The following is a 17,421-nucleotide window of genomic DNA, read 5'->3' on the forward strand; positions in this document are numbered from 1 at the left end:
TGTCCTGATTTCAGCGGTTGTCAGCGGCGTCATAAATCAGCGCGCCGAGATCCGAGAATTTGGCGTCCGGCGACTGCAACCCCAGAACCGCGTCGCGTATGGCGGCGGCACGGCTGACCCCCAGCGGTGGAGTGGCGAACTCCATGAACTTGGCAATCACTTCGTCACGGTCCATGGGTGCCTCGGGCCCGCCGCGCGCGTGGACGTCGCCCGACGCCAGTTCCCGCCCATCCGTCAAGGTCATGACGACATCAGCAACGCGGCTTTGAGGAAAGCGGTCGGAATGGCGCGCGGTCTCGGCCACCGAGATACGGTCGACAATCGCCGCGACCAGCGGATCGGAGAGGCCCGGGCCGGTGATATGCTCGACCCCGATACGGCCGTGCGCGACCATCGTCGCCACAGCGAAGGGCAGCGAATACTGCGCCTTCGAAGTGTCATCCGGCATACCCTGAAACAGGCAGGCACTTTCGTGGAAAGTGTTCACCTGAATCGCGGCAATGTCCTGATGAGACAGGCCATATTCACGCATCAGCGCCCTGGTGGCGTCGATCGCTGCATGGGCCCAACGACAGATCGGATAGGGCTTCACATATTGATTTTCCATCTGCCAGAAGCTGCCCAGATCCCGCCAGTGATGCGCGACCTCATCCGCCTCTATGGTGATCGCCGGCGCGCCGGTAAATCCCTTCTCGGCCAGCACTGCCGAGGATACACCCACCAGCGCGCCCCAGCCCGAGCCGTCATGCAGCATGGTGGGGTTGGCAATCTCGCGCATCATTTGACTGCGCGGCCCGTGATATTCGGCGATGCCCATGGCCTGCCGCATCCGTTCTGCGCTCAGCCCGCGCAGACGGGCGGCAACGGCCACAACTCCCAACGCGTTCCATGCGCCGGAAGTGTGGTAGTCGCTGACTGTGTCATGCAACGAAATCCCGGCGCGCCCGGCGATTTCGTATCCAATAGTTACGGTCGCCAACGCCTCGGGGCCGGAAAAATCCGCGACCGTTTCCGCCAAAGCCGCCAGAGCCGGCACAACGGCAACACCGATATGGCCCTTGGTGGGGTTATAGCCGTCATGGCCATCCAGATTATCGGTCTGAGTCGCAGCGGCATAAGCCGCGCCGGCAACGCTAACCTTGCGGCCATCGAACAGCATCCGTGCGCTAAGGCCCGGATCGCCCGCACCGTAAAGCGCCACTGCGCTGTCACGCGCGATCTGACCGGCCTGCATCGGTCCGGACCCGATGGTGATCCCCAGCGTGTCCAGCAGCATCAGTGCTGCCGCTTCGAGCGCGCTGTCGGGGAAATCCTGCACCCTTCGATTTAGCGCAAACTTTGCGATAGTTTGAAATGTGTTGGTCACGATGCCCTACAGATGAGGTTTCGGGTTCGGCCAAAACCTAAGTGTGTTTGCCCATCGCAGCACGAAAACAATACGAGGGCAATGGCCCCGGAAAATTTGTAGCTTTGGCTCCGCTCCATTGTAGCATATGAACCAGATCAATTCCCGCCGCGAAACAGGATTCCCGGCGCACCACCCATCCGCCCGCCCAGGAATATGTCGCCATGATGAACCTGCCCCACCTGATCTTCCTGCGATCCTTCGAGGCCGCCGCCCGGTACCTCAGCTTTACCAGCGCGGCAGATGAGCTGAACTGCACCCAATCGGCCGTCAGCAACCATGTGCGTTCGCTCGAAGAGTTTTTGCAGCGGCCTCTGTTCGTGCGCCATGCCCGGTCATTGTCGCTGACCGACGTGGGCGAGGCGTATCTGCCTTCAGTGCGGCATGCTCTGCATGAGATTGACGTGGCCACACAATCGGTCATCCAGCGGTCACACACCCGCAAAGTCGTCGTGTCTTGCCCGGTCAGCCTGGCCGAGAATTGGCTACCGGACGTAATCCGGGGCTTTAGCGACCAGCACCCGGATATCGACCTGACGGTACACGGCACCGTCTGGATTGATGTCGAGCCGAACGTCTCGGACATTTCGATAACGGTCAATCATATTGACGATGTGACGGTGGGCGCACGGCAGCTGTGGGCCGAAAAGCTTGCGGTCGTGTGTGCGCCCGAATTCACAGTCAATGGCGCGCAGCTGACCGATCCGGCGCAACTGCAAGAGGCGCCTCTGATCCATATTTTGGGTCGTCCAGCTTATTGGGAACGGGTCGCACGTCATTTTGATCTGGCAGACCTGAACCAGAAGGAAGGGCTGCGGACCAACGCTTCAAATCTGGCAATGGAGATGGCGGCGCAGTCGTTGGGCTGCGTCGCTCTACCCCGCTCTTTGGCCGGGTCTTATGTGGACCGGGGGCTGCTGATCGAACCGTTCGAATTCGATTTGGACAGCCCCTGGGCCTATTTCGTGCGTCTCAAGAAAAAACCCGTTTCACCGTCGGTCAGGCTGTTTCAGGACTGGCTGCTAAACGCCGCCGCCAGCATGAACCGCTGACCTGCAACGGGGCTGCTCAGGCAGCCCCTTCCAGTGCCGGTTTAACATCACGCAGGCGGTTTCCATCCGGGTCAAAAGGAGGCTCGGACAGGATTTTCGCTTTATGGGGCTTGCCAAGGATGAACACTTCGACCGTATCACCAGATTGCGCGACCTCAGGACTTATATAGCCAAGCGCTAGCGATTTGCCGACCGAATAGCCGTATGCACCGGATGTCACGCGGCCAACCGGGGTACCATCCGGGGTAAAAATCGGCTCACCGCCGGTAGCGTCGGCATCCTCGGAGACTTCGACCTCGAAGATTGACAGCACTTCGCGCGCGGCGTTGTCCTTGACCGACAGATACGCATCCTTGTGCAGAAAATCCTTGTCTAGCTTGATCAGGCCCGCCAGCCCGACCTCTTGCGGCCAGTATTCCTGCGAATACTCACGGCCCCATGAGCCATAACCTTTTTCGATCCGCAACGACCCCAGCGCGCGGCCGCCAACGGGGCCGCCATCCAGCAGCTTGGCCGCATCCAGCAGCGCAGCGTACAGGCGGGTCTGATCTTCTTCGGCGCAGTGCAACTCCCACCCTAGATCGCCGGTAAAGCTGACGCGGATGGCCAGACAGGTGACACCTGCAACCTCGATTGTGGCCGAGCGCATAAAGCGGAACGCCTCGTTCGACAGGTCTGCATTGGTCAGCCGCTGCAGCAGGTCACGCGCTTTCGGACCGGCGACGTTGAACCCTGCTATGCGGTCGGTGGCGACTTCGAAGGTTGTGTCCTTTGGCAGGTCGATCATGTTGAAAAAGCGTTGATGATAGCGCTCGGCCATGCCCGATCCGATCATCATGTATTCGTCATCGGCCACCTTGGTTATGGTGAAATCTCCAGCCACGCCGCCACGGACAGAGATCAGCGGCGTCAGGCAAGACCGCCCAATCACGGTCGGTACGCGGTTGGCGACCAAGCGATCCAGCCAATCTTGCGCACCGGGTCCTTTGATGATGTAGTTCGCAAAATTCGATATGTCGATGACGCCCACATTCTCCCGCAGCATCTGTACCTCACGTCCCACCGGCTCCCACCAGTTCTGGCGTGTGAAGCCGTTGGTTTCCTGCACGCCGGGCTGATCGGCGAACCATAGGGGATGCTCCCAGCCGCAGTTCAGACCAAAGACACAGCCCATGTCTTTCTGCATTTCATAGGCAGGGCGGACTCGGGCGGGGCGACCTGCACTACGCTCCTCGTTCGGGAAGTGGATGGCAAAACGGTGGGTATACTGGTCCTCAACCCGTGCCTTGGTGAATTTTTTGTCGGCCCAGGCGCCGAAGCGGGCCAGATCCCATGCAAACATGTCGTATTGCGGCTCGCCCTCGATCATCCACTGCGCCGCCAGCAGGCCCAGACCACCCGATTGCGAGAAACCCGGGATCAGTCCGCCGCAGAGGAAATAGTTCTTCAGTTCGGGCACCGGACCCCACAAGGCGCTGGAGTCCGGAGACCAGATCATCGGCCCGTTGATCACCCGTTTGACCCCTGCGGTGGCGGCAACTGGCACACGTTCGGTAGCGCGGATCACGTTTTCCATGATCCGATCCAAATCGTCGGGGAACAGGTCATGGGCAAAGTCCAGCGGCGTGCCGTCCTCGGCCCAGAACTTCATGTCCTTCTCATAGGCCCCGATCAGCAATCCGTTGCCTTCCTGACGGAAATAGTACTCGCCATCCCGGTCTGCAATTGACGGAAGGCGACGGCCCAGATTGGCAACTTCTTCGATGGATTCAGTCACGAAGTACTGGTGCTCGGTCGGTTGCAACGGCAGAGTCAGCCCCGCCAGCGCCGCAACTTCGCGGCCCCAAAGACCAGCGGCATTCACCATCCATTGCGTGTGAATATCGCCCTTTGCGGTACGCACGATCCAAGACCCGTCGGGTTGCTGATCCGTACCTAGCACCGGACAGAACCGTTCTATGGTTGCTCCCATGGCGCGGGCACCGGCAGCATAGGCGTGGGGCACGCCCGAGGGATCCACATTGCCGCCATCGGGTTCATACATGATGCAGCGGATATCGTCGAACTGCGCCAGCGGGTGCAGTTCCTTGGCCTGCTCGCGACTGACCTCGTGGAAGTTCAAACCATAAAATTTAGCCTTGGCTTCCTGCAGGCGCAGCTGATGCTCGCGTTCTTCGGTTTGCGCTAAATAGAGCGAGCCGGGCTGGAACACGCCGCAGCTCTGACCGGTTTCCTGTTCCAGCTCTTTATATAGATTCATCGTATAGTGCTGGATGCGGGTGATATTGTTGTTGTCATGCAGCCCATGAATGTTGGCCGCCGCGTGCCAGGTCGAGCCGCTGGTCAGTTCGTCCCGCTCTAGCAGGACCACATCGGTCCAACCCAACTTGGCGAGATGATACAGAATTGAACAGCCGGCTAGGCCACCGCCGATTACAACCGCTTGTGCATGCGTTTTCATGTGCTTCCCCTCTCAAATGCCTCAGGCGGCGATGGTTTTCATTGCACCCAGAAACTGGGCCACTTCGGCGACGCTGTTGTAGTGGCACATCGAAACACGCACGCAGCTGTCCATGCCAAGCGGTGTCAAGATGTTGCCCGAGTAGTGATCGGCCTTGCGCAAATGCGTACGGATGCCTTGTTCGTTCAGTTGCTTGACCACATCGACCGACGGCACGCCCTCGACCTGCAGTGACACCAGCCCCTCGCGTGCAGGGTTATCGACACCGCCCAGAATGGTCACCTTCTCCATCTCGGCCAGCCCAGGCAGGTTGCCGGTTCCGCGGATCATCGCATCAGTCAGCGCTTTTTCCTGCTCATGGATCGCCTCTCCGGCAGCGACGAATTTTGCGCGCCGGTCGGTGGCGTCGCTGACCTGTGCGCCCAGCCATTCGAAATAGCTGATTACGTCAGACATTGTAGCGTAAGAGCCGGTATCACGCGTCCCCATTTCCCAATTGTCGGCGGGGCCGTCGATCAAGCTGTTATGTGGCAGCTTGGTCAGCCGGTCAGAAATCCAGGCCACCCCGTAACCATGGCGCGAGAACACCTTGTAAGGCGAGATCACATAGCCATCGACATCATAGGCGGTTAGGTCGATCCGGCCATGCGCGGCGTGCTGGATACCGTCGATTATGATGAAGCAATTGGGCGCAACGGCGCGGATCTCGGCAGCCACAGCCGCTACATCCACGCCCATACCGGTCACCGGCGAGGTGTGCACGATAGTCGCAACCTTTGTGTCCGGCGTTACCTGCGCCGCATAAGCATCTGCTGTGACGGTGCCTGTGGCGTCGTCATGGACCACCAGAACATGATCTTGCCCGGCCACCCCGGCCCAACGCGCGCAAGCGCTTCGGGTCGCGGGATGTTCCAGCGTTGTGCCAAGTACCCGACCGGTGGCGGTGCCCAGACAGGCGTTCATGATCAATCGAAACAGCAGCTCGGTCCCGCTTTCGCCGACAAAGAACTGGCCACCGGGGGCGTTCATGAACACGGCCATATCTTCTTTGGCCTTGTTGATTACCCGCACCAGTTCGTGACTTCCCGGGTTGTCGCGGCCCTGATTGTCAGGGATCGCAGCATAAGCCTGCGAGGTGCCCACAACCGAATTCAGCGTCAGCGCCCCACCCGCGTTTTCAAAGAAAATACGCGGTCCCTGCTGCGGGCAGTGGTCAACCTGCGCAAATCGGGCACGGATTTGTTCAAGCAATTCTGGAGTGATCTTGGTCATCGGGAACCATTCCTGCGAAAATGTCATTCTGGCAAGATATATGCGCCCTTTTGCAAAACTACTCACAAAAAAACTTGGGGCATTGTGGGTGGAAATTGAGACCATCGAGCCAAGAGAGCTCAGCCACAAGAACAATATGGTTCGCGAATTTCAATTTCGTCGGCCCGATCACACCCTCACGCATGCCTTCGCTCGGTTGCGAAACCGCTAGTCAGGCCGACGGTTTGTAACCTGAGCGTGGTTCTAGAGACATCGCTTTGCAAAAGAAGTTTGAACTAATGCAGAACGGCCTGGATCCTACGAAGCTACTTATTGCAACTGTCTTGGACACCAATCGCAGTGGCCATGCAGTTTTAGTTTATCGCTCGAGTGAAGGCGATTTGATTCTGGACAATGTCACCAACAGGATCAAATCTTGGAAGGAAACGAGGTATCTTTTCCTACGAATACAGGACCCAAATCACCCTGATCGTTGGGTACAGGTTTCTAGCGGCTAAAGACAATGTGGCGCGCCCTAGAGACGCGCCACAATAAAATTTTGGTCCTGCGACTACTGGTTGTTTCGCGGCAACCCAAGTTTAGGACACTGCTTCAAACTTTGGTCAAGCTTTCGCAGCGTTGTACAAACGCGGAGTCACCAGACCTGTACTGTTCAAACCGCGCATTGCCTTGGCTGCCGCAAGCACTGCCAGATCAGCAATCGGCTCAATGACGATTACCAGCATATAAGCGCCGCCAAAGGACAGAACCGACGCCATGGTTTCTGCGCCGAAACCCTGGCCGTAGAAGGCCCAGAACCCAACCCATGCGACTACTCCTCCCTGATACGTCGCACTTAGGGCAAGAGCTTGGCCATATTTGAGGTCAACATATGCTGTGCCGGGTGCGATGATGCGGCTGGCCAGTGCCTGTAGCGCAAATAGCGGCACCAGCAGAGTGGTCAGGTTGATGAAGTACTGCGGAAGATCGAACGGGGCAAAAAACACACCCTGAATCAGGAGACCAGCTGCCAATCCAAAAGCCGCGGGTGCAGCACCGAGAAGCAGAAACAGCGTCGACCCCAGGATGAAGTGGACTTCAGAGACACCAACCGGGAAATGCGGCAGGACTTCGAAGAAAAGGAAAACCCCAACGGTGGCGAGCACCGAGCGCATAACAAAAGATGCAGGTCCATTCGCACGCAATGTGGAAAACGTTTCTTTCGCTGCGTAAGTAGCCGCACCTGCGGCGGTAACATAGGAAAGCGCGATTTTGGCACCATTCACGATGCCCGGTTCGATATGCATGTTCTTTCTCCCTACCGCCTCACCCGGCGGCTTGTCAGGTTGAATCGACCGTAAGGCCGACAGGTTCAGTCTGGGCATAGCCCGGCGCTTTACGGCAGGTCTCCTGACTCGCGGGTGCTCGCTCCGCCAACCTTCCCGGTTCCATTACGAACCAGTGGTGTCTTGGCATCGCTCTCCGCTCACAGTTGCGGGGGCAGTTACGGAATTGGCGCCATTGAAAACACCGAACCGTATTCCCTTTTAATCCTTTTGGCTTCCGCCATCAGGAACCGAAAACAATTCACCGCTACAATGGCGGCTTCGCCTGTGTCAATTGTCTTTGCGACCTATTCCAATGTAAACTCGACCGAAGCAGGATTCACGCAACCGGTCACTTGATCGACAGGGTAAACCAAGCGTTACCTGAAACCTCTTGAAGCTCTAGCTGCTAGAGGCTTTAAGATTCGGATTAATTCGCGATAGTGCGATCCAAATACGTTAAACTTGTGAACCAGGACGAGACCTATGCTTACAAGGCGCCATTTCATTCAATCCACCACAGCGCTGTTCTCGGCGTCTGCGGCCAGTCCATTGATCGCCAAAACCTGGCCAACCGCATCGCAGAAGACCTATTGGGACAGTCAGGTCACGCCAATTGGTTACGATCCAATGACCTCAAATCCGTGGGGTGTTCATGACCGTTTTTTACCAAGACGCGTCGCGGCAAATGATGGTTTGGTTCCAGGTGACATCCATGTGGATGCCGTCGCGCGCTATCTCTATCATATCGAAGAAGGCGGGACCGCAATGCGCTATGGCGTAGCGATCGCGCGCGGGAACCTTTACGAGCCCGGCACCTATGTTATCCGCCGAAAGGTCGAATGGCCACACTGGACACCAACCGCTTCAATGATCGAGCGCAACCCCGAATACGCGGAATTCCGGAATGGCATGGAGCCCGGGCCGAATAATGCTCTCGGCTCTCGTGCCCTTTATCTATACGTTGGAGACCGAGACACATATCTCAGAATTCACGGCACGCCTGAGCCAAGAAGCATCGGCGGTCGCGCAAGTTCTGGATGTGTGCGAATGATCATGGCTCATATCAATGACCTCTACCCAAACGTGAAAACCGGCTCGACCGCTTTCCTATACTCTGCCGAAGATAGCGTCACAGCCCGCTCATGAATATTGGGCAGCGTACAAGGACGTCGCTGCCCTCATTTCGATCAGGCGTCGCGCGCAATGCAGATCGGAGCGCCATTCGTCGCGCGCAATGGTACCAATGTCGTCTCGACGGGTCCGCTGTGCTCATACCAAAAGCAATTATCTTCTGGCAAAAGGCGTGCCGTGGTCAAATCCTGCGCCGGCCCTGCCAGCGCTACGACCGAATCTGGCACGTTGCCTGGTTCAAGTGCCTTGCTTTTGGCTCCGGTGAACTGGGCTGAGCAACCAGCCGTAATCGAGACTAACGTGATGGTAATTGCGATCCGTTTCTGCATTGATCTGTTCCAAATTTTTTGCGTCATCTGCAATTAGATTGCATCCACACGGCCGGCCCGCAAGACGAAATGAACTAACAATATCGCAGGCAAAGAACCCGGATGAAAAAAATATAAAAGGTATTGAAGCTCTAGTTACTGTAGGAACTATTTACAAAGGACCATAGAGATTCTTGAGGTCCAATCATGTCATCCGATACCCATAGCCACGACCATGGCCACGAAAACAAACATGGTCACCACGCATGCGGTAGTGGCGGGTGTGGCGACATCGCCCCCGCCGGTCCAATTCCTGAAGGTGGTAGAAGCTTTCAGGTCTCTGGCCTTGATTGCGCCGAAGAGGTGGCGATCCTGAACCGTGTCGTCGGCCCGAAAGCAGGTGGTGAAGAGCATCTCGCATTTGATGTGATCAACGGTCGGATGACGCTTCTTGAAAGTGCTTCCAAGTTATCTGACGAAGATGTCATGCTGCTGGTTGCGAGTACTGGTATGACCGCCAAACCATGGGATGACGGAAATGCCGCCCAGGACCAGGCGGCGCATATTGCACGTCAGCGGCGGTTCACCACTCTTAGCGGAGGGTTTTGGGCAGCAGGTTTTGGCTGGCACATTTTCGAAACCGGCATGGGCGGTGCGCTCGGGCTGTTCTCGGGACATGGTGAGGTTCCGATGCCTTTGCCCGAGGCAGCTTTGTTCGCAGTCGCGATCTTGTTTGGCGTCTGGCTGGTGTCCCCTAAGGCCTGGTCTTCGGCGCGTCGACTTTCGCCTGATATGAACCTTTTGATGGTTGTTGCCGTCGCCGGTGCCATCGCTCTGGGTGAGTTTTTTGAAGCGGCAACTGTAGCATTTTTCTTTTCGCTCTCTCTTTATCTGGAAAGCTGGAGTGTCGGACGTGCTCGGAACGCGGTGTCCGCGCTGCTTGATCTGGCCCCCCCGACGGTTCGGCTGGTTCGTGCTGACGGTTCTGAGGCAACGGTCCCGGCGGCGGATGTCTTTGTCGGTGACAGCTTCATCGTTCGAGGTGGGGATCGCATTCCACTTGACGGAGAAGTCATCGAAGGGGCCGGTGCCGTTGACCAGGCTCCAATCACGGGTGAAAGCGCGCTGATTCCCAAAGAGCTGGGTGATGAGGTCTATGCCGGCACAATCAATGGTGAAGGCACCCTCAAAATACGTGCGACGAAAACAGCGTCAGACACCGTGCTTGCCAAGATCATCCGGATGGTCGGTGATGCTCATGCGCGCCGCGCGCCGGTTGAGCAGTGGGTTACAAAATTTGCGCGGATCTATACGCCCATCGTTATGGTCGTCGCAGTGGCCATCGCCCTGATCCCGCCGCTTGCATTTGGCGCATCGTGGGGCTTCTGGTTTTACAATGCGCTTGTTCTGCTGGTTATCGCCTGCCCCTGTGCGCTCGTAATTTCCACACCGGTTTCAATCGTTGCGGCTTTGACCGCTTCGGCCCGGGCTGGGGTTCTGATTAAGGGCGGCGCATATATCGAGGCCCCCGGGCGTACCACCGCACTAGCCATGGACAAGACAGGCACGATCACCATGGGTGAGCCTGAAGTGGCCAATGTCTATCCGCTGGGCGCCGCATCCGAGCAGGAGCTGTTAGCGAGCGCTGCCAGCCTCGAGGTTCGGTCTTCACACCCGCTGGCCCGCGCCATTTTGACCCGGGCAGAACAGACCGACATTTCGATATCGGCGGCTGAAGACATCCGAACCGTTCCCGGTCGTGGTCTGGAAGGCCGTACCGAGCGTGGAGATATCTGGCTTGGCTCTGACCGCTTCGCTGTCGAGAAAGGTTTTGGCGCGTCCATCCCTGCCGAGTTGCGCAACCAAATCGAGAGCGCGGGAAGCACACTTGTTGTTGTCGGGGATGAGAACGGGTTAACCGGTTTGCTTGAGCTGCGGGACCGCATTCGCCCCGAAGCCCGAAGCATCGTTGCCCGGCTTCATGCGCAGGGCGTGAAGTCAATCATCATGCTGACTGGTGACAACGAACAAACAGCGAGAGCGGTAGCAGCCGAAGTCGGCATCGACGAAGTTCGGGCCCAACTTCTGCCGGAGGACAAAGTCGCTGCGATTGAGGAACTGGCAGAACAGCACGAGATGGTTGCGATGATCGGCGATGGCGTCAACGACGCGCCTGCGATGGCTCGGGCACATTATGCAGTTGCGATGGGTGCAGTTGGATCTGATGCTGCTATTGAGACTGCAGACATTGCTCTGATGACTGATGACATCGGCAAAGTACCCTGGCTGATCGATCATTCACGTCGAACCATGTCGATCATCCGTCAGAACATCGGGTTCTCACTTGCGACCAAAGCACTGTTTGTGACCCTTACCGGTTTTGGATTGGCATCAATGTGGGGAGCAATCGCCGCAGATGTCGGAGTGTCCTTGCTGGTCGTAGCCAATGCCTTACGGCTTCTGAAAGCTCCGGAAGATCACACCGCCCAGACTGCGGCAAATACCCTTGGCTCGCAGGGAATAGGCGCTGCGACCACATAAGAGGGGAAGCCGGACTTCAAGGTGTCCGGCTTTCGCCTCGCTTACTGGCGCGTTACATCAAGCGCACAACTGTGATCGAAAGGAAAAACGCCACCAGGCCAAAAGCGATGGCATATCCTGCGGCGTACTGAAGAATATCAAGGCTGTTGCCATTCCGGCGCTTTGCCAGGACCCTACCCCAAACGGCGCCAACCAAGGCACCCGTGATTGCCATCATCTTACATCCTCTGATTTTGTTCATTTGCGGTGCAGTTCACTTCAGGCGTTCAAACCGTCAAACTGATAGCCGCGCGTCTGAAGGCGTTCTGAAAGAACTCTCACGAGTTAGCTTCGCGTTTCTTGGCAGTGAGATCGCCCAGCTGCTTCTCAAGCTGTGCCCGTGCACTACTTAATCGCTTTTGCGCTGCTTCGTTTTCTACCTTGTCATTCGCAGCGGCAGCAAGTCGATCGTCAGATAGCGGGTCTGTCGGGCGCCCGTCGACCAATACTTCATAATGAAGATTTGGGCCGGTCGCGGTGCCGGTCGACCCGACACGACCAACCACCTGGCCCGCCTCCACGCGCTGACCTTTGGTCAGACCATCGGCGGTTGCGCTAAGATGCGTGTATCGCGTGACCGTGTCCGATCCATGAGCGATTTCGACCACACGCCCATACCCCCCGCGCCAACCAATATAAGACACGCGGCCCGGGGCCGTCGCATGCACCGGAGTACCACGTGCGGCAGCAAAATCGACACCTGTATGCATCCGAACATTTCCGTAGACCGGATGTTTTCGCCGACCAAAGACTGAACTCAGGCGCGCGCCCTCGACTGGCTGCGAGAAGACGCGAAGAAGCTCACCATCGACATAGATTGTGGCGCGGCCATTTTCGGCATCTGGCCATGCTATTTCATAAAGTTGGTCATCAACCTCCAGCGCCGCAAAAATGAGTTCTGGCTGGCCTGTTCTCTCGCCATCGATGCTCTTTTCGCGCCAGAGAAGACGGAGAGCTTCACCACCTGTCAGATCCCTCCGAAAATCCACTGTCCCGCTCAGCATCTGCGCCAGATCCACCGCAAAACGAACCGGGATCTTTGCGCTACTCAACGCATTTGAAATCGAAGTTTCGATCTCTGTTTTGCGGGCCAGAATGACGGTGTCGGGTTCTGGCGAGACCACGCGCGTGGACAACGTTTCGCTGAGTAGCACCTCGATTCTTACACCATCTTCCACCGCAAGCTCCACGCTCTGCGGTTGATCCGCTGCGGTTGTAACGACTGTTATCGAGTGGCCCGGGCGCAAACGCTGCAAATCATATTCAGCGCCAAGCGCAAGTGCGATTTCGGCCCGATCGGTTGCGTTGATCCCGGCTTTAGACAGCAAACTGTCGAGCGTGTCACCCAACGCAAGTTCGCGTGTCCATGTCCGTGAAGGTGGTTCAACAGGTGGCAAAGGTTCCTCTGCCTGAATGGGTTCCGGTTGAGCAGGTCGAAACGAAACGGGGCTTGGAGCGAGTTCTGCTGATGGTACGTTCAGCAACGGAGCCGATGTGATCTGCGGTTCCGCAGGAAGCTTGGGCACCGGAAAGACCGTGGGCGCAGGCGCCGTCACTTCAGACCTGTTCGAGGCAATGAACACGATCGAAGCAATTGAGACGCTGCTGATCGCGATTGCCGAGGTTGCTAGAAACCGTGCGTTCATAATGTTTTATCCGCTCCACTTTTCAAAGCACGACGGATCTTGGGCACAGCGAATTCTCTCTGCTCATGATAGTCGATGGTGCTGACAAATTCGCCTGTGGGGCTAAACAGAAATACACTTGCAGTGTGATTCATTGTGTAGTCGCCATCTTCCATTGGAACTTTTTCATAAGTGGCGCGAAAATCGTCTGCGGCCTGAGCGATTTGGCCCGAAACGCCGACCCACCCTCGGACAGCGGGATGAAAGTAGCTGACATAGTCGGCCATAGATTCGACTGTGTCTCTTTCAGGGTCTACGGTTATGAACACGACGTTCAATTCATCCGCGTCATTGCTCAGATCATCCAGCCAGAGGGAAATATCCGAAAGTGTCGTCGGGCAAACATCCGGGCAGTAGGTAAAGCCGAAGAACACCATTGTTGCACGTCCGACGAGCGATTGCGGGGTGACGGTGGTCCCTTCGTGATCAACCATGCGAAAGTTCATATCTGACAACGCAAGGGGACGAAGGCGATCAGATTGAGCCGCTCCCGGCCCATCCACTTGCCACCATCCGGCAAAGAGTGTCAGCCCGATTGCACCAAGTCCAGCAGCCCCGAATGTGAGAACGCGTCGCCGCTGCATCAGTTCTCGGGGCCTCGCGCAGCAATACCAAATATCGGCACGTTGACGGTCTTTTCTGTACCATCAGCAAAGATCAGAGTCAGCGCAAAACTCTCGCCTTCAGTCATAGGGCGTTGCAGCCGCATGAGCATAGCGTGGAGCCCGCCCGGCTCAAGCGCTACGGAACCACCCGGCGCAATTTCCAGCTCGCCAGCTGGTGCCATGGAACTGACGCCCTCTGCATTGGTCGATGTCTGATGGATCTCGGGCATCATCGCAAGATCGGTGCGGATAGACGTCAGCGTGACGGCCTCATTGCCGGTGTTGCTGATCGTCATGTAAGCGACGCCAGGTCGGTTGGTGCCAATTGAAGCGCGCGACCAGGCATCTTCAACGACAACATCGCCGCCCCCTGCCAGTGCAGGTGCCGATAGAATGGCAGTGGTGCCGAATGCGGCAAGCACACCTGCCAGAAGTGTATTTTTTGCAGTGAGTCTCATAGTACCTCTCGCTACTGCTCAGCTTTGCAGTGCTGCAACTTCTGCAGCGACCAGGCGTCTCAATTCAGCCTCACCAAACGGATCCAGAGCTTTGCCATTGACGAAGAATGTCGGAGTTTGCCTTATACCGACCGCTTCGACATCAGCGCGATCCTGATTGAGAACACCAACTGTCTGGGGCGCAAGCATTTGTGCCTGCGCTGCCTCGGCATCCAGTCCCGCCGCTGCTGCAATTCGAATAATAAGACCAGGCTCAGGCGCACCATGCGCGGCCCATTTGGGCTGCTCTCGCAGCACGGCTTCCAGGACCGGTTCAAAGACCCCCTGCATGCGTGCCGCTTCAAGCACGCGGATCGCCTCCTCTGAGCCTTCGCCATGGAAAGGGGTGTACCGGATCACAACGCGCACGGCGTCTCCATGCTGAGCCATTATGTCCTTCACGACCGGATGAAAGGCACGGCAGGCTTCACAAGCCGGATCGAAAAATTCGACGATTGTAACCGGTGCGTCCTTTGGGCCGAGAACAGGCGAGTAGGAACGGATAAGTGTTTCAGCGATTTCGGGTGCAACAGGCTCGGTATTGCCTGAAGCAGCCGGACGGTTCACGTACCAGGAAGCGGCTCCGAATCCGGCACCACCGAATGCGAGAACGGACAAAATCAGGCCACGTCTGTTCATACTTGTTTCTCCTTGAGTGAAAGGGCGCACAGAACGCCGATTAGCGCGAATGAAACGAGCGCCATCAGCGGAATCGGGATGCCCAAAACAGTTTGATTTGCGTCCGTGCAGGACGGACCACTGGCCGAGCATGGTTGGATTTTTTCGGGGATTAGACCAGCATACAGGCCCATGTGCCACAAGGCGACAGCAGCGCCCCCCAATGCCAGTGCTATCCCATATCGGCCCACGTTCTGGTCCTGCCACCACAGGCCAAGCCCCAGTACGATCGCCAATGGGAACATGAACGCACGCTGGAACCAGCACAGCACACAGGGCGTCTGCCCCAGGATCTCTCCAATGAACAGAACAGAAAGAGAAGCAACCAAGGCAATCGCCCAGGCCAGGCCGAGAAGTGTATCTTTGAAAAACCGGGTCATGGTGCTCAGAGTCTCTGTTTCAGATCCGCAAGAATTTCTTCGGCAGGCGTGCCATATGACCAGGACTGGACGAATCCAGCGTCCTTGTTGAACAGAAACAGATGAGAGGTATGCCCCATCGTATATCCATCCGGCGCAGTGGCTTGTTCGATCCGTTCGTAGAATATCGGGAAGGTCTTGGACGTTTGCGCAATTTGTTCTGGCGTGCCTGTAAGCCCAATGATCCCCGCATCGAAAAGTGGTACATACTCGGCCAGGACGGCCGGAGTGTCGCGCTCGGGGTCGATGGATATGAAGATAGGTTGCACTTGGGTTGATTGATTTCCCAGACCTTCCTGCACTGCTGCCACCTCGGACAGTGTTGTAGGGCAAACGTCGGGGCAGTTGGTGAAACCGAAAAACACCAACATCCACTTGCCTGCAAAGTCGTTCTGGGTACGGACAACACCAGAGTGATCTGTCAGTTCGAACCTGGCTTCGAACGGAACAGACCCCTCCTCAATCCGCGCAGGTCTATATTCTGACCACAGCATCAAATAGGCAAATGCCGCCGTTGCGACACCAGCCAGTACCCATAAGATTTTTTGAAATACGGTCAGTTTCAAAGTTAGCCGTCCGCCTGTGATTCTTGGTTCAGAACGGCATGTACACCCTCTACCTGCTAGAGGTTCAAAGGGGATTTTGAGCCTGCGGCTGGGTGTCACAGGTCCACCGGCTGGAAGGTTCTATTGTGCGGCGTCAACCCGAGCCTACATAAGCTGTAGCTTTGTAAGGAGACCCAGATGCTGACGATCGGAACGCTTGGAAAAAAGACCGGAACCAAGGTTCAGACGATCCGCTACTACGAGCAGATCGGACTTATGCCGGAACCGGGGCGCACCGAAGGTGGCCAGCGGCGTTATGGCCATACCGAACTGGATCGCCTGGCTTTTATCCGTCACGCCCGCCAATTGGGGTTTTCGCTTGAGGCGATACGCGAACTGCTTGATTTGTCCGACGATCCGGATCGCCCATGTCATGAAGCCGACAGTATTGCGCGCCGACAACTCAAACAAATTGAGCAAAGAATGGCGCGGCTAGAAGCGTTGCGAACCGAGCTGGAGCGCATGGTGCATGAATGCAGTGGCGGCAACGCCTCGGATTGTCGTGTACTCGAAGTTCTACGCGATCATTCCGAATGTCTTACTGATCACGAAGACATCGGCGCGTAACCCTGGGCAGCGTTGTTGCGAACTGGAAATAGCCTCTTGAAGCTACAGTCACTGTAGCAATTACAAGTCTTTCTGAGTTGATTCGACGAGAGACCAAATGCTGAACCGAGACCCGTTGTTAACCGCCACACCTCTGCTTGATTTTGAAACACCCGCAATTTCTGGGCTCATAACGGAACGGCGCTGGCCCGATCTGCCTATCGGGGATCGAATTGGCGCTATTTATGATTTCGTTCGTAACGAGATTGCCTTTGGTTACAACCGTGCAGACGATATCCCGGCATCAGAGGTGCTCGCCAACGGCTATGGGCAATGCAATACCAAGGGTACGCTTTTGATGGCACTATTTCGCGGCAGCGGTATCCGATGCCGTTTACATGGCTTTACGATCCACAAAGAGTTGCAGAGGGGTGTGGTCCCCGAACTGATTTATCCGCTGGCGCCAGAAGAAATCTTGCATTCGTGGGTCGAAGTCGAAGTAGACGGTCGTTGGGTCAACCTCGAAGGATTTATTCTGGATCAGCCATACCTGGAGGCCTTGCAGCATAACTTTGCAGAAACAGAAAGCCTGTGCGGTTATGGGGCGGGTACCCGTTGTTTGAGCACCCCTCAGGTCGAATGGGAAGGTCGTGACACGTACATTCAGAAAACCGGAATCGTGAAGGATTTTGGCGTTTTTGATAGTCCGGATGCGTTCTATGCTGATCATGCGCAAAGTTTCGGCAGCATTCGGGGTTGGCTTTATCGCTTCATATTCCGTCACTGGATGAACGCACGCGTTCGATCCCTCCGCAATGGGAAGCTGAAGGCTCGAATGGCGGCCACGCATACACACGGAAATACATAGTG

General features: G+C 56.7%; 18 protein-coding genes and 1 riboswitch. Of the genes, 6 read left to right on the forward strand and 12 right to left on the reverse strand.

The window, feature by feature from the left end:
- Positions 1-10 precede the first annotated feature (10 nt).
- Entirely contained in the window at positions 11-1,366 is a 1,356-nt protein-coding gene (locus tag ACRZ96_RS07920) for an MmgE/PrpD family protein (RefSeq protein WP_480814383.1), read from the reverse strand.
- 203 nt (positions 1,367-1,569) lie between these two features.
- Between ACRZ96_RS07920 and ACRZ96_RS07925 the strand changes: the two genes are divergently transcribed.
- The gene (locus tag ACRZ96_RS07925) at positions 1,570-2,457 is read left to right on the forward strand and encodes a LysR substrate-binding domain-containing protein (protein WP_170637152.1); all 888 of its coding nucleotides are present in this window, start codon (positions 1,570-1,572) and stop codon (positions 2,455-2,457) included.
- Positions 2,458-2,473: 16 nt separating this feature from the next.
- On the opposite strand, the gene ACRZ96_RS07930 is transcribed toward ACRZ96_RS07925, so the two are convergent.
- Positions 2,474-4,918: a GcvT family protein gene (locus ACRZ96_RS07930; protein WP_480814384.1), complete on the reverse strand. Its 2,445-nt coding sequence runs from the start codon at positions 4,916-4,918 to the stop codon at positions 2,474-2,476.
- Between the two features lie 21 nt (positions 4,919-4,939).
- Positions 4,940-6,190 (reverse strand): aminotransferase class V-fold PLP-dependent enzyme, encoded by a 1,251-nt coding sequence (locus ACRZ96_RS07935; protein WP_480706386.1) that lies wholly within the window; start codon positions 6,188-6,190, stop codon positions 4,940-4,942.
- A gap of 257 nt (positions 6,191-6,447) precedes the next feature.
- Between ACRZ96_RS07935 and ACRZ96_RS07940 the strand changes: the two genes are divergently transcribed.
- Positions 6,448-6,687 (forward strand): transglutaminase-like cysteine peptidase, encoded by a 240-nt coding sequence (locus ACRZ96_RS07940; RefSeq protein ID WP_480706384.1) that lies wholly within the window; start codon positions 6,448-6,450, stop codon positions 6,685-6,687.
- A 105-nt stretch (positions 6,688-6,792) separates the two neighbouring features.
- On the opposite strand, the gene ACRZ96_RS07945 is transcribed toward ACRZ96_RS07940, so the two are convergent.
- Entirely contained in the window at positions 6,793-7,476 is a 684-nt protein-coding gene (locus ACRZ96_RS07945; RefSeq protein ID WP_170392744.1) for an energy-coupling factor ABC transporter permease, read from the reverse strand.
- 76 nt (positions 7,477-7,552) lie between these two features.
- Positions 7,553-7,765: riboswitch (cobalamin riboswitch) on the reverse strand.
- A gap of 215 nt (positions 7,766-7,980) precedes the next feature.
- Here ACRZ96_RS07945 and ACRZ96_RS07950 point away from each other — a divergent pair.
- Positions 7,981-8,643: a L,D-transpeptidase gene (locus tag ACRZ96_RS07950; protein WP_170402530.1), complete on the forward strand. Its 663-nt coding sequence runs from the start codon at positions 7,981-7,983 to the stop codon at positions 8,641-8,643.
- Positions 8,644-8,684: 41 nt separating this feature from the next.
- Here ACRZ96_RS07950 and ACRZ96_RS07955 read toward each other — a convergent pair whose 3' ends face one another.
- Positions 8,685-8,984 carry a hypothetical protein gene (locus ACRZ96_RS07955; RefSeq protein ID WP_480537045.1) on the reverse strand — a complete coding sequence of 100 codons (300 nt, stop codon included), beginning with the start codon at positions 8,982-8,984 and terminating at the stop codon, positions 8,685-8,687.
- Between the two features lie 159 nt (positions 8,985-9,143).
- Between ACRZ96_RS07955 and ACRZ96_RS07960 the strand changes: the two genes are divergently transcribed.
- Positions 9,144-11,477, forward strand: a complete 2,334-nt coding sequence (locus tag ACRZ96_RS07960; RefSeq protein ID WP_480771825.1) for a heavy metal translocating P-type ATPase — start codon at positions 9,144-9,146, stop codon at positions 11,475-11,477.
- Positions 11,478-11,529: 52 nt separating this feature from the next.
- Here ACRZ96_RS07960 and ACRZ96_RS07965 read toward each other — a convergent pair whose 3' ends face one another.
- The 7 genes from ACRZ96_RS07965 to ACRZ96_RS07995 all read right to left on the reverse strand — a co-directional run bounded on the left by ACRZ96_RS07965 (position 11,530) and on the right by ACRZ96_RS07995 (position 15,966).
- On the reverse strand, positions 11,530-11,691 hold the full coding sequence (locus ACRZ96_RS07965) for a hypothetical protein (RefSeq protein ID WP_170508463.1): 162 nt from the start codon (positions 11,689-11,691) through the stop codon (positions 11,530-11,532).
- A gap of 103 nt (positions 11,692-11,794) precedes the next feature.
- The gene (locus tag ACRZ96_RS07970; protein WP_480706377.1) at positions 11,795-13,162 is read right to left on the reverse strand and encodes a peptidoglycan DD-metalloendopeptidase family protein; all 1,368 of its coding nucleotides are present in this window, start codon (positions 13,160-13,162) and stop codon (positions 11,795-11,797) included.
- Positions 13,159-13,785, reverse strand: a complete 627-nt coding sequence (locus tag ACRZ96_RS07975) for an SCO family protein (RefSeq protein ID WP_480706375.1) — start codon at positions 13,783-13,785, stop codon at positions 13,159-13,161. Before ACRZ96_RS07975 ends, ACRZ96_RS07970 begins: the two co-directional genes overlap by 4 nt.
- Positions 13,785-14,264, reverse strand: a complete 480-nt coding sequence (locus ACRZ96_RS07980) for a copper chaperone PCu(A)C (RefSeq protein ID WP_480706373.1) — start codon at positions 14,262-14,264, stop codon at positions 13,785-13,787. The genes ACRZ96_RS07975 and ACRZ96_RS07980 overlap by 1 nt, the downstream gene beginning before the upstream one ends.
- An 18-nt stretch (positions 14,265-14,282) precedes the next feature.
- Positions 14,283-14,942 carry a DsbA family protein gene (locus tag ACRZ96_RS07985; protein ID WP_480706371.1) on the reverse strand — a complete coding sequence of 220 codons (660 nt, stop codon included), beginning with the start codon at positions 14,940-14,942 and terminating at the stop codon, positions 14,283-14,285.
- Complete coding sequence (locus ACRZ96_RS07990; protein WP_480706369.1) at positions 14,939-15,361, reverse strand: disulfide bond formation protein B; 423 nt, start codon at positions 15,359-15,361, stop codon at positions 14,939-14,941. The genes ACRZ96_RS07985 and ACRZ96_RS07990 overlap by 4 nt, the downstream gene beginning before the upstream one ends.
- A 5-nt stretch (positions 15,362-15,366) precedes the next feature.
- The gene (locus ACRZ96_RS07995; RefSeq protein ID WP_480706368.1) at positions 15,367-15,966 is read right to left on the reverse strand and encodes an SCO family protein; all 600 of its coding nucleotides are present in this window, start codon (positions 15,964-15,966) and stop codon (positions 15,367-15,369) included.
- Between the two features lie 177 nt (positions 15,967-16,143).
- Here ACRZ96_RS07995 and ACRZ96_RS08000 point away from each other — a divergent pair, with 177 nt between their 5' ends.
- Both ACRZ96_RS08000 and ACRZ96_RS08005 read left to right on the forward strand, forming a co-directional pair.
- On the forward strand, positions 16,144-16,572 hold the full coding sequence (locus tag ACRZ96_RS08000; protein WP_170637694.1) for a MerR family transcriptional regulator: 429 nt from the start codon (positions 16,144-16,146) through the stop codon (positions 16,570-16,572).
- A gap of 97 nt (positions 16,573-16,669) precedes the next feature.
- On the forward strand, positions 16,670-17,419 hold the full coding sequence (locus ACRZ96_RS08005) for a transglutaminase-like domain-containing protein (protein ID WP_480706366.1): 750 nt from the start codon (positions 16,670-16,672) through the stop codon (positions 17,417-17,419).
- Positions 17,420-17,421 lie beyond the last annotated feature (2 nt).

The organism is Ruegeria sp. CF1 (genome assembly GCF_056537445.1).

Excerpts from the sequence above, each read along its gene's own strand:
- ACRZ96_RS07980 (WP_480706373.1), bottom strand. The coding sequence starts at position 14,264 with ATGAGACTCACTGCAAAAAATACACTTCTGGCAGGTGTGCTTGCCGCA.
- ACRZ96_RS07960 (WP_480771825.1), top strand. The coding sequence starts at position 9,144 with ATGTCATCCGATACCCATAGCCACGACCATGGCCACGAAAACAAACAT.
- ACRZ96_RS07970 (WP_480706377.1), bottom strand. The coding sequence starts at position 13,162 with ATGAACGCACGGTTTCTAGCAACCTCGGCAATCGCGATCAGCAGCGTC.
- ACRZ96_RS07975 (WP_480706375.1), bottom strand. The coding sequence starts at position 13,785 with ATGCAGCGGCGACGCGTTCTCACATTCGGGGCTGCTGGACTTGGTGCA.
- ACRZ96_RS07925 (WP_170637152.1), top strand. The coding sequence starts at position 1,570 with ATGATGAACCTGCCCCACCTGATCTTCCTGCGATCCTTCGAGGCCGCC.
- ACRZ96_RS07985 (WP_480706371.1), bottom strand. The coding sequence starts at position 14,942 with ATGAACAGACGTGGCCTGATTTTGTCCGTTCTCGCATTCGGTGGTGCC.
- ACRZ96_RS07945 (WP_170392744.1), bottom strand. The coding sequence starts at position 7,476 with ATGCATATCGAACCGGGCATCGTGAATGGTGCCAAAATCGCGCTTTCC.
- ACRZ96_RS08000 (WP_170637694.1), top strand. The coding sequence starts at position 16,144 with ATGCTGACGATCGGAACGCTTGGAAAAAAGACCGGAACCAAGGTTCAG.
- ACRZ96_RS07930 (WP_480814384.1), bottom strand. The coding sequence starts at position 4,918 with ATGAAAACGCATGCACAAGCGGTTGTAATCGGCGGTGGCCTAGCCGGC.
- ACRZ96_RS07955 (WP_480537045.1), bottom strand. The coding sequence starts at position 8,984 with ATGACGCAAAAAATTTGGAACAGATCAATGCAGAAACGGATCGCAATT.
- ACRZ96_RS07965 (WP_170508463.1), bottom strand. The coding sequence starts at position 11,691 with ATGGCAATCACGGGTGCCTTGGTTGGCGCCGTTTGGGGTAGGGTCCTG.
- ACRZ96_RS07935 (WP_480706386.1), bottom strand. The coding sequence starts at position 6,190 with ATGACCAAGATCACTCCAGAATTGCTTGAACAAATCCGTGCCCGATTT.
- ACRZ96_RS07950 (WP_170402530.1), top strand. The coding sequence starts at position 7,981 with ATGCTTACAAGGCGCCATTTCATTCAATCCACCACAGCGCTGTTCTCG.
- ACRZ96_RS07990 (WP_480706369.1), bottom strand. The coding sequence starts at position 15,361 with ATGACCCGGTTTTTCAAAGATACACTTCTCGGCCTGGCCTGGGCGATT.
- ACRZ96_RS08005 (WP_480706366.1), top strand. The coding sequence starts at position 16,670 with ATGCTGAACCGAGACCCGTTGTTAACCGCCACACCTCTGCTTGATTTT.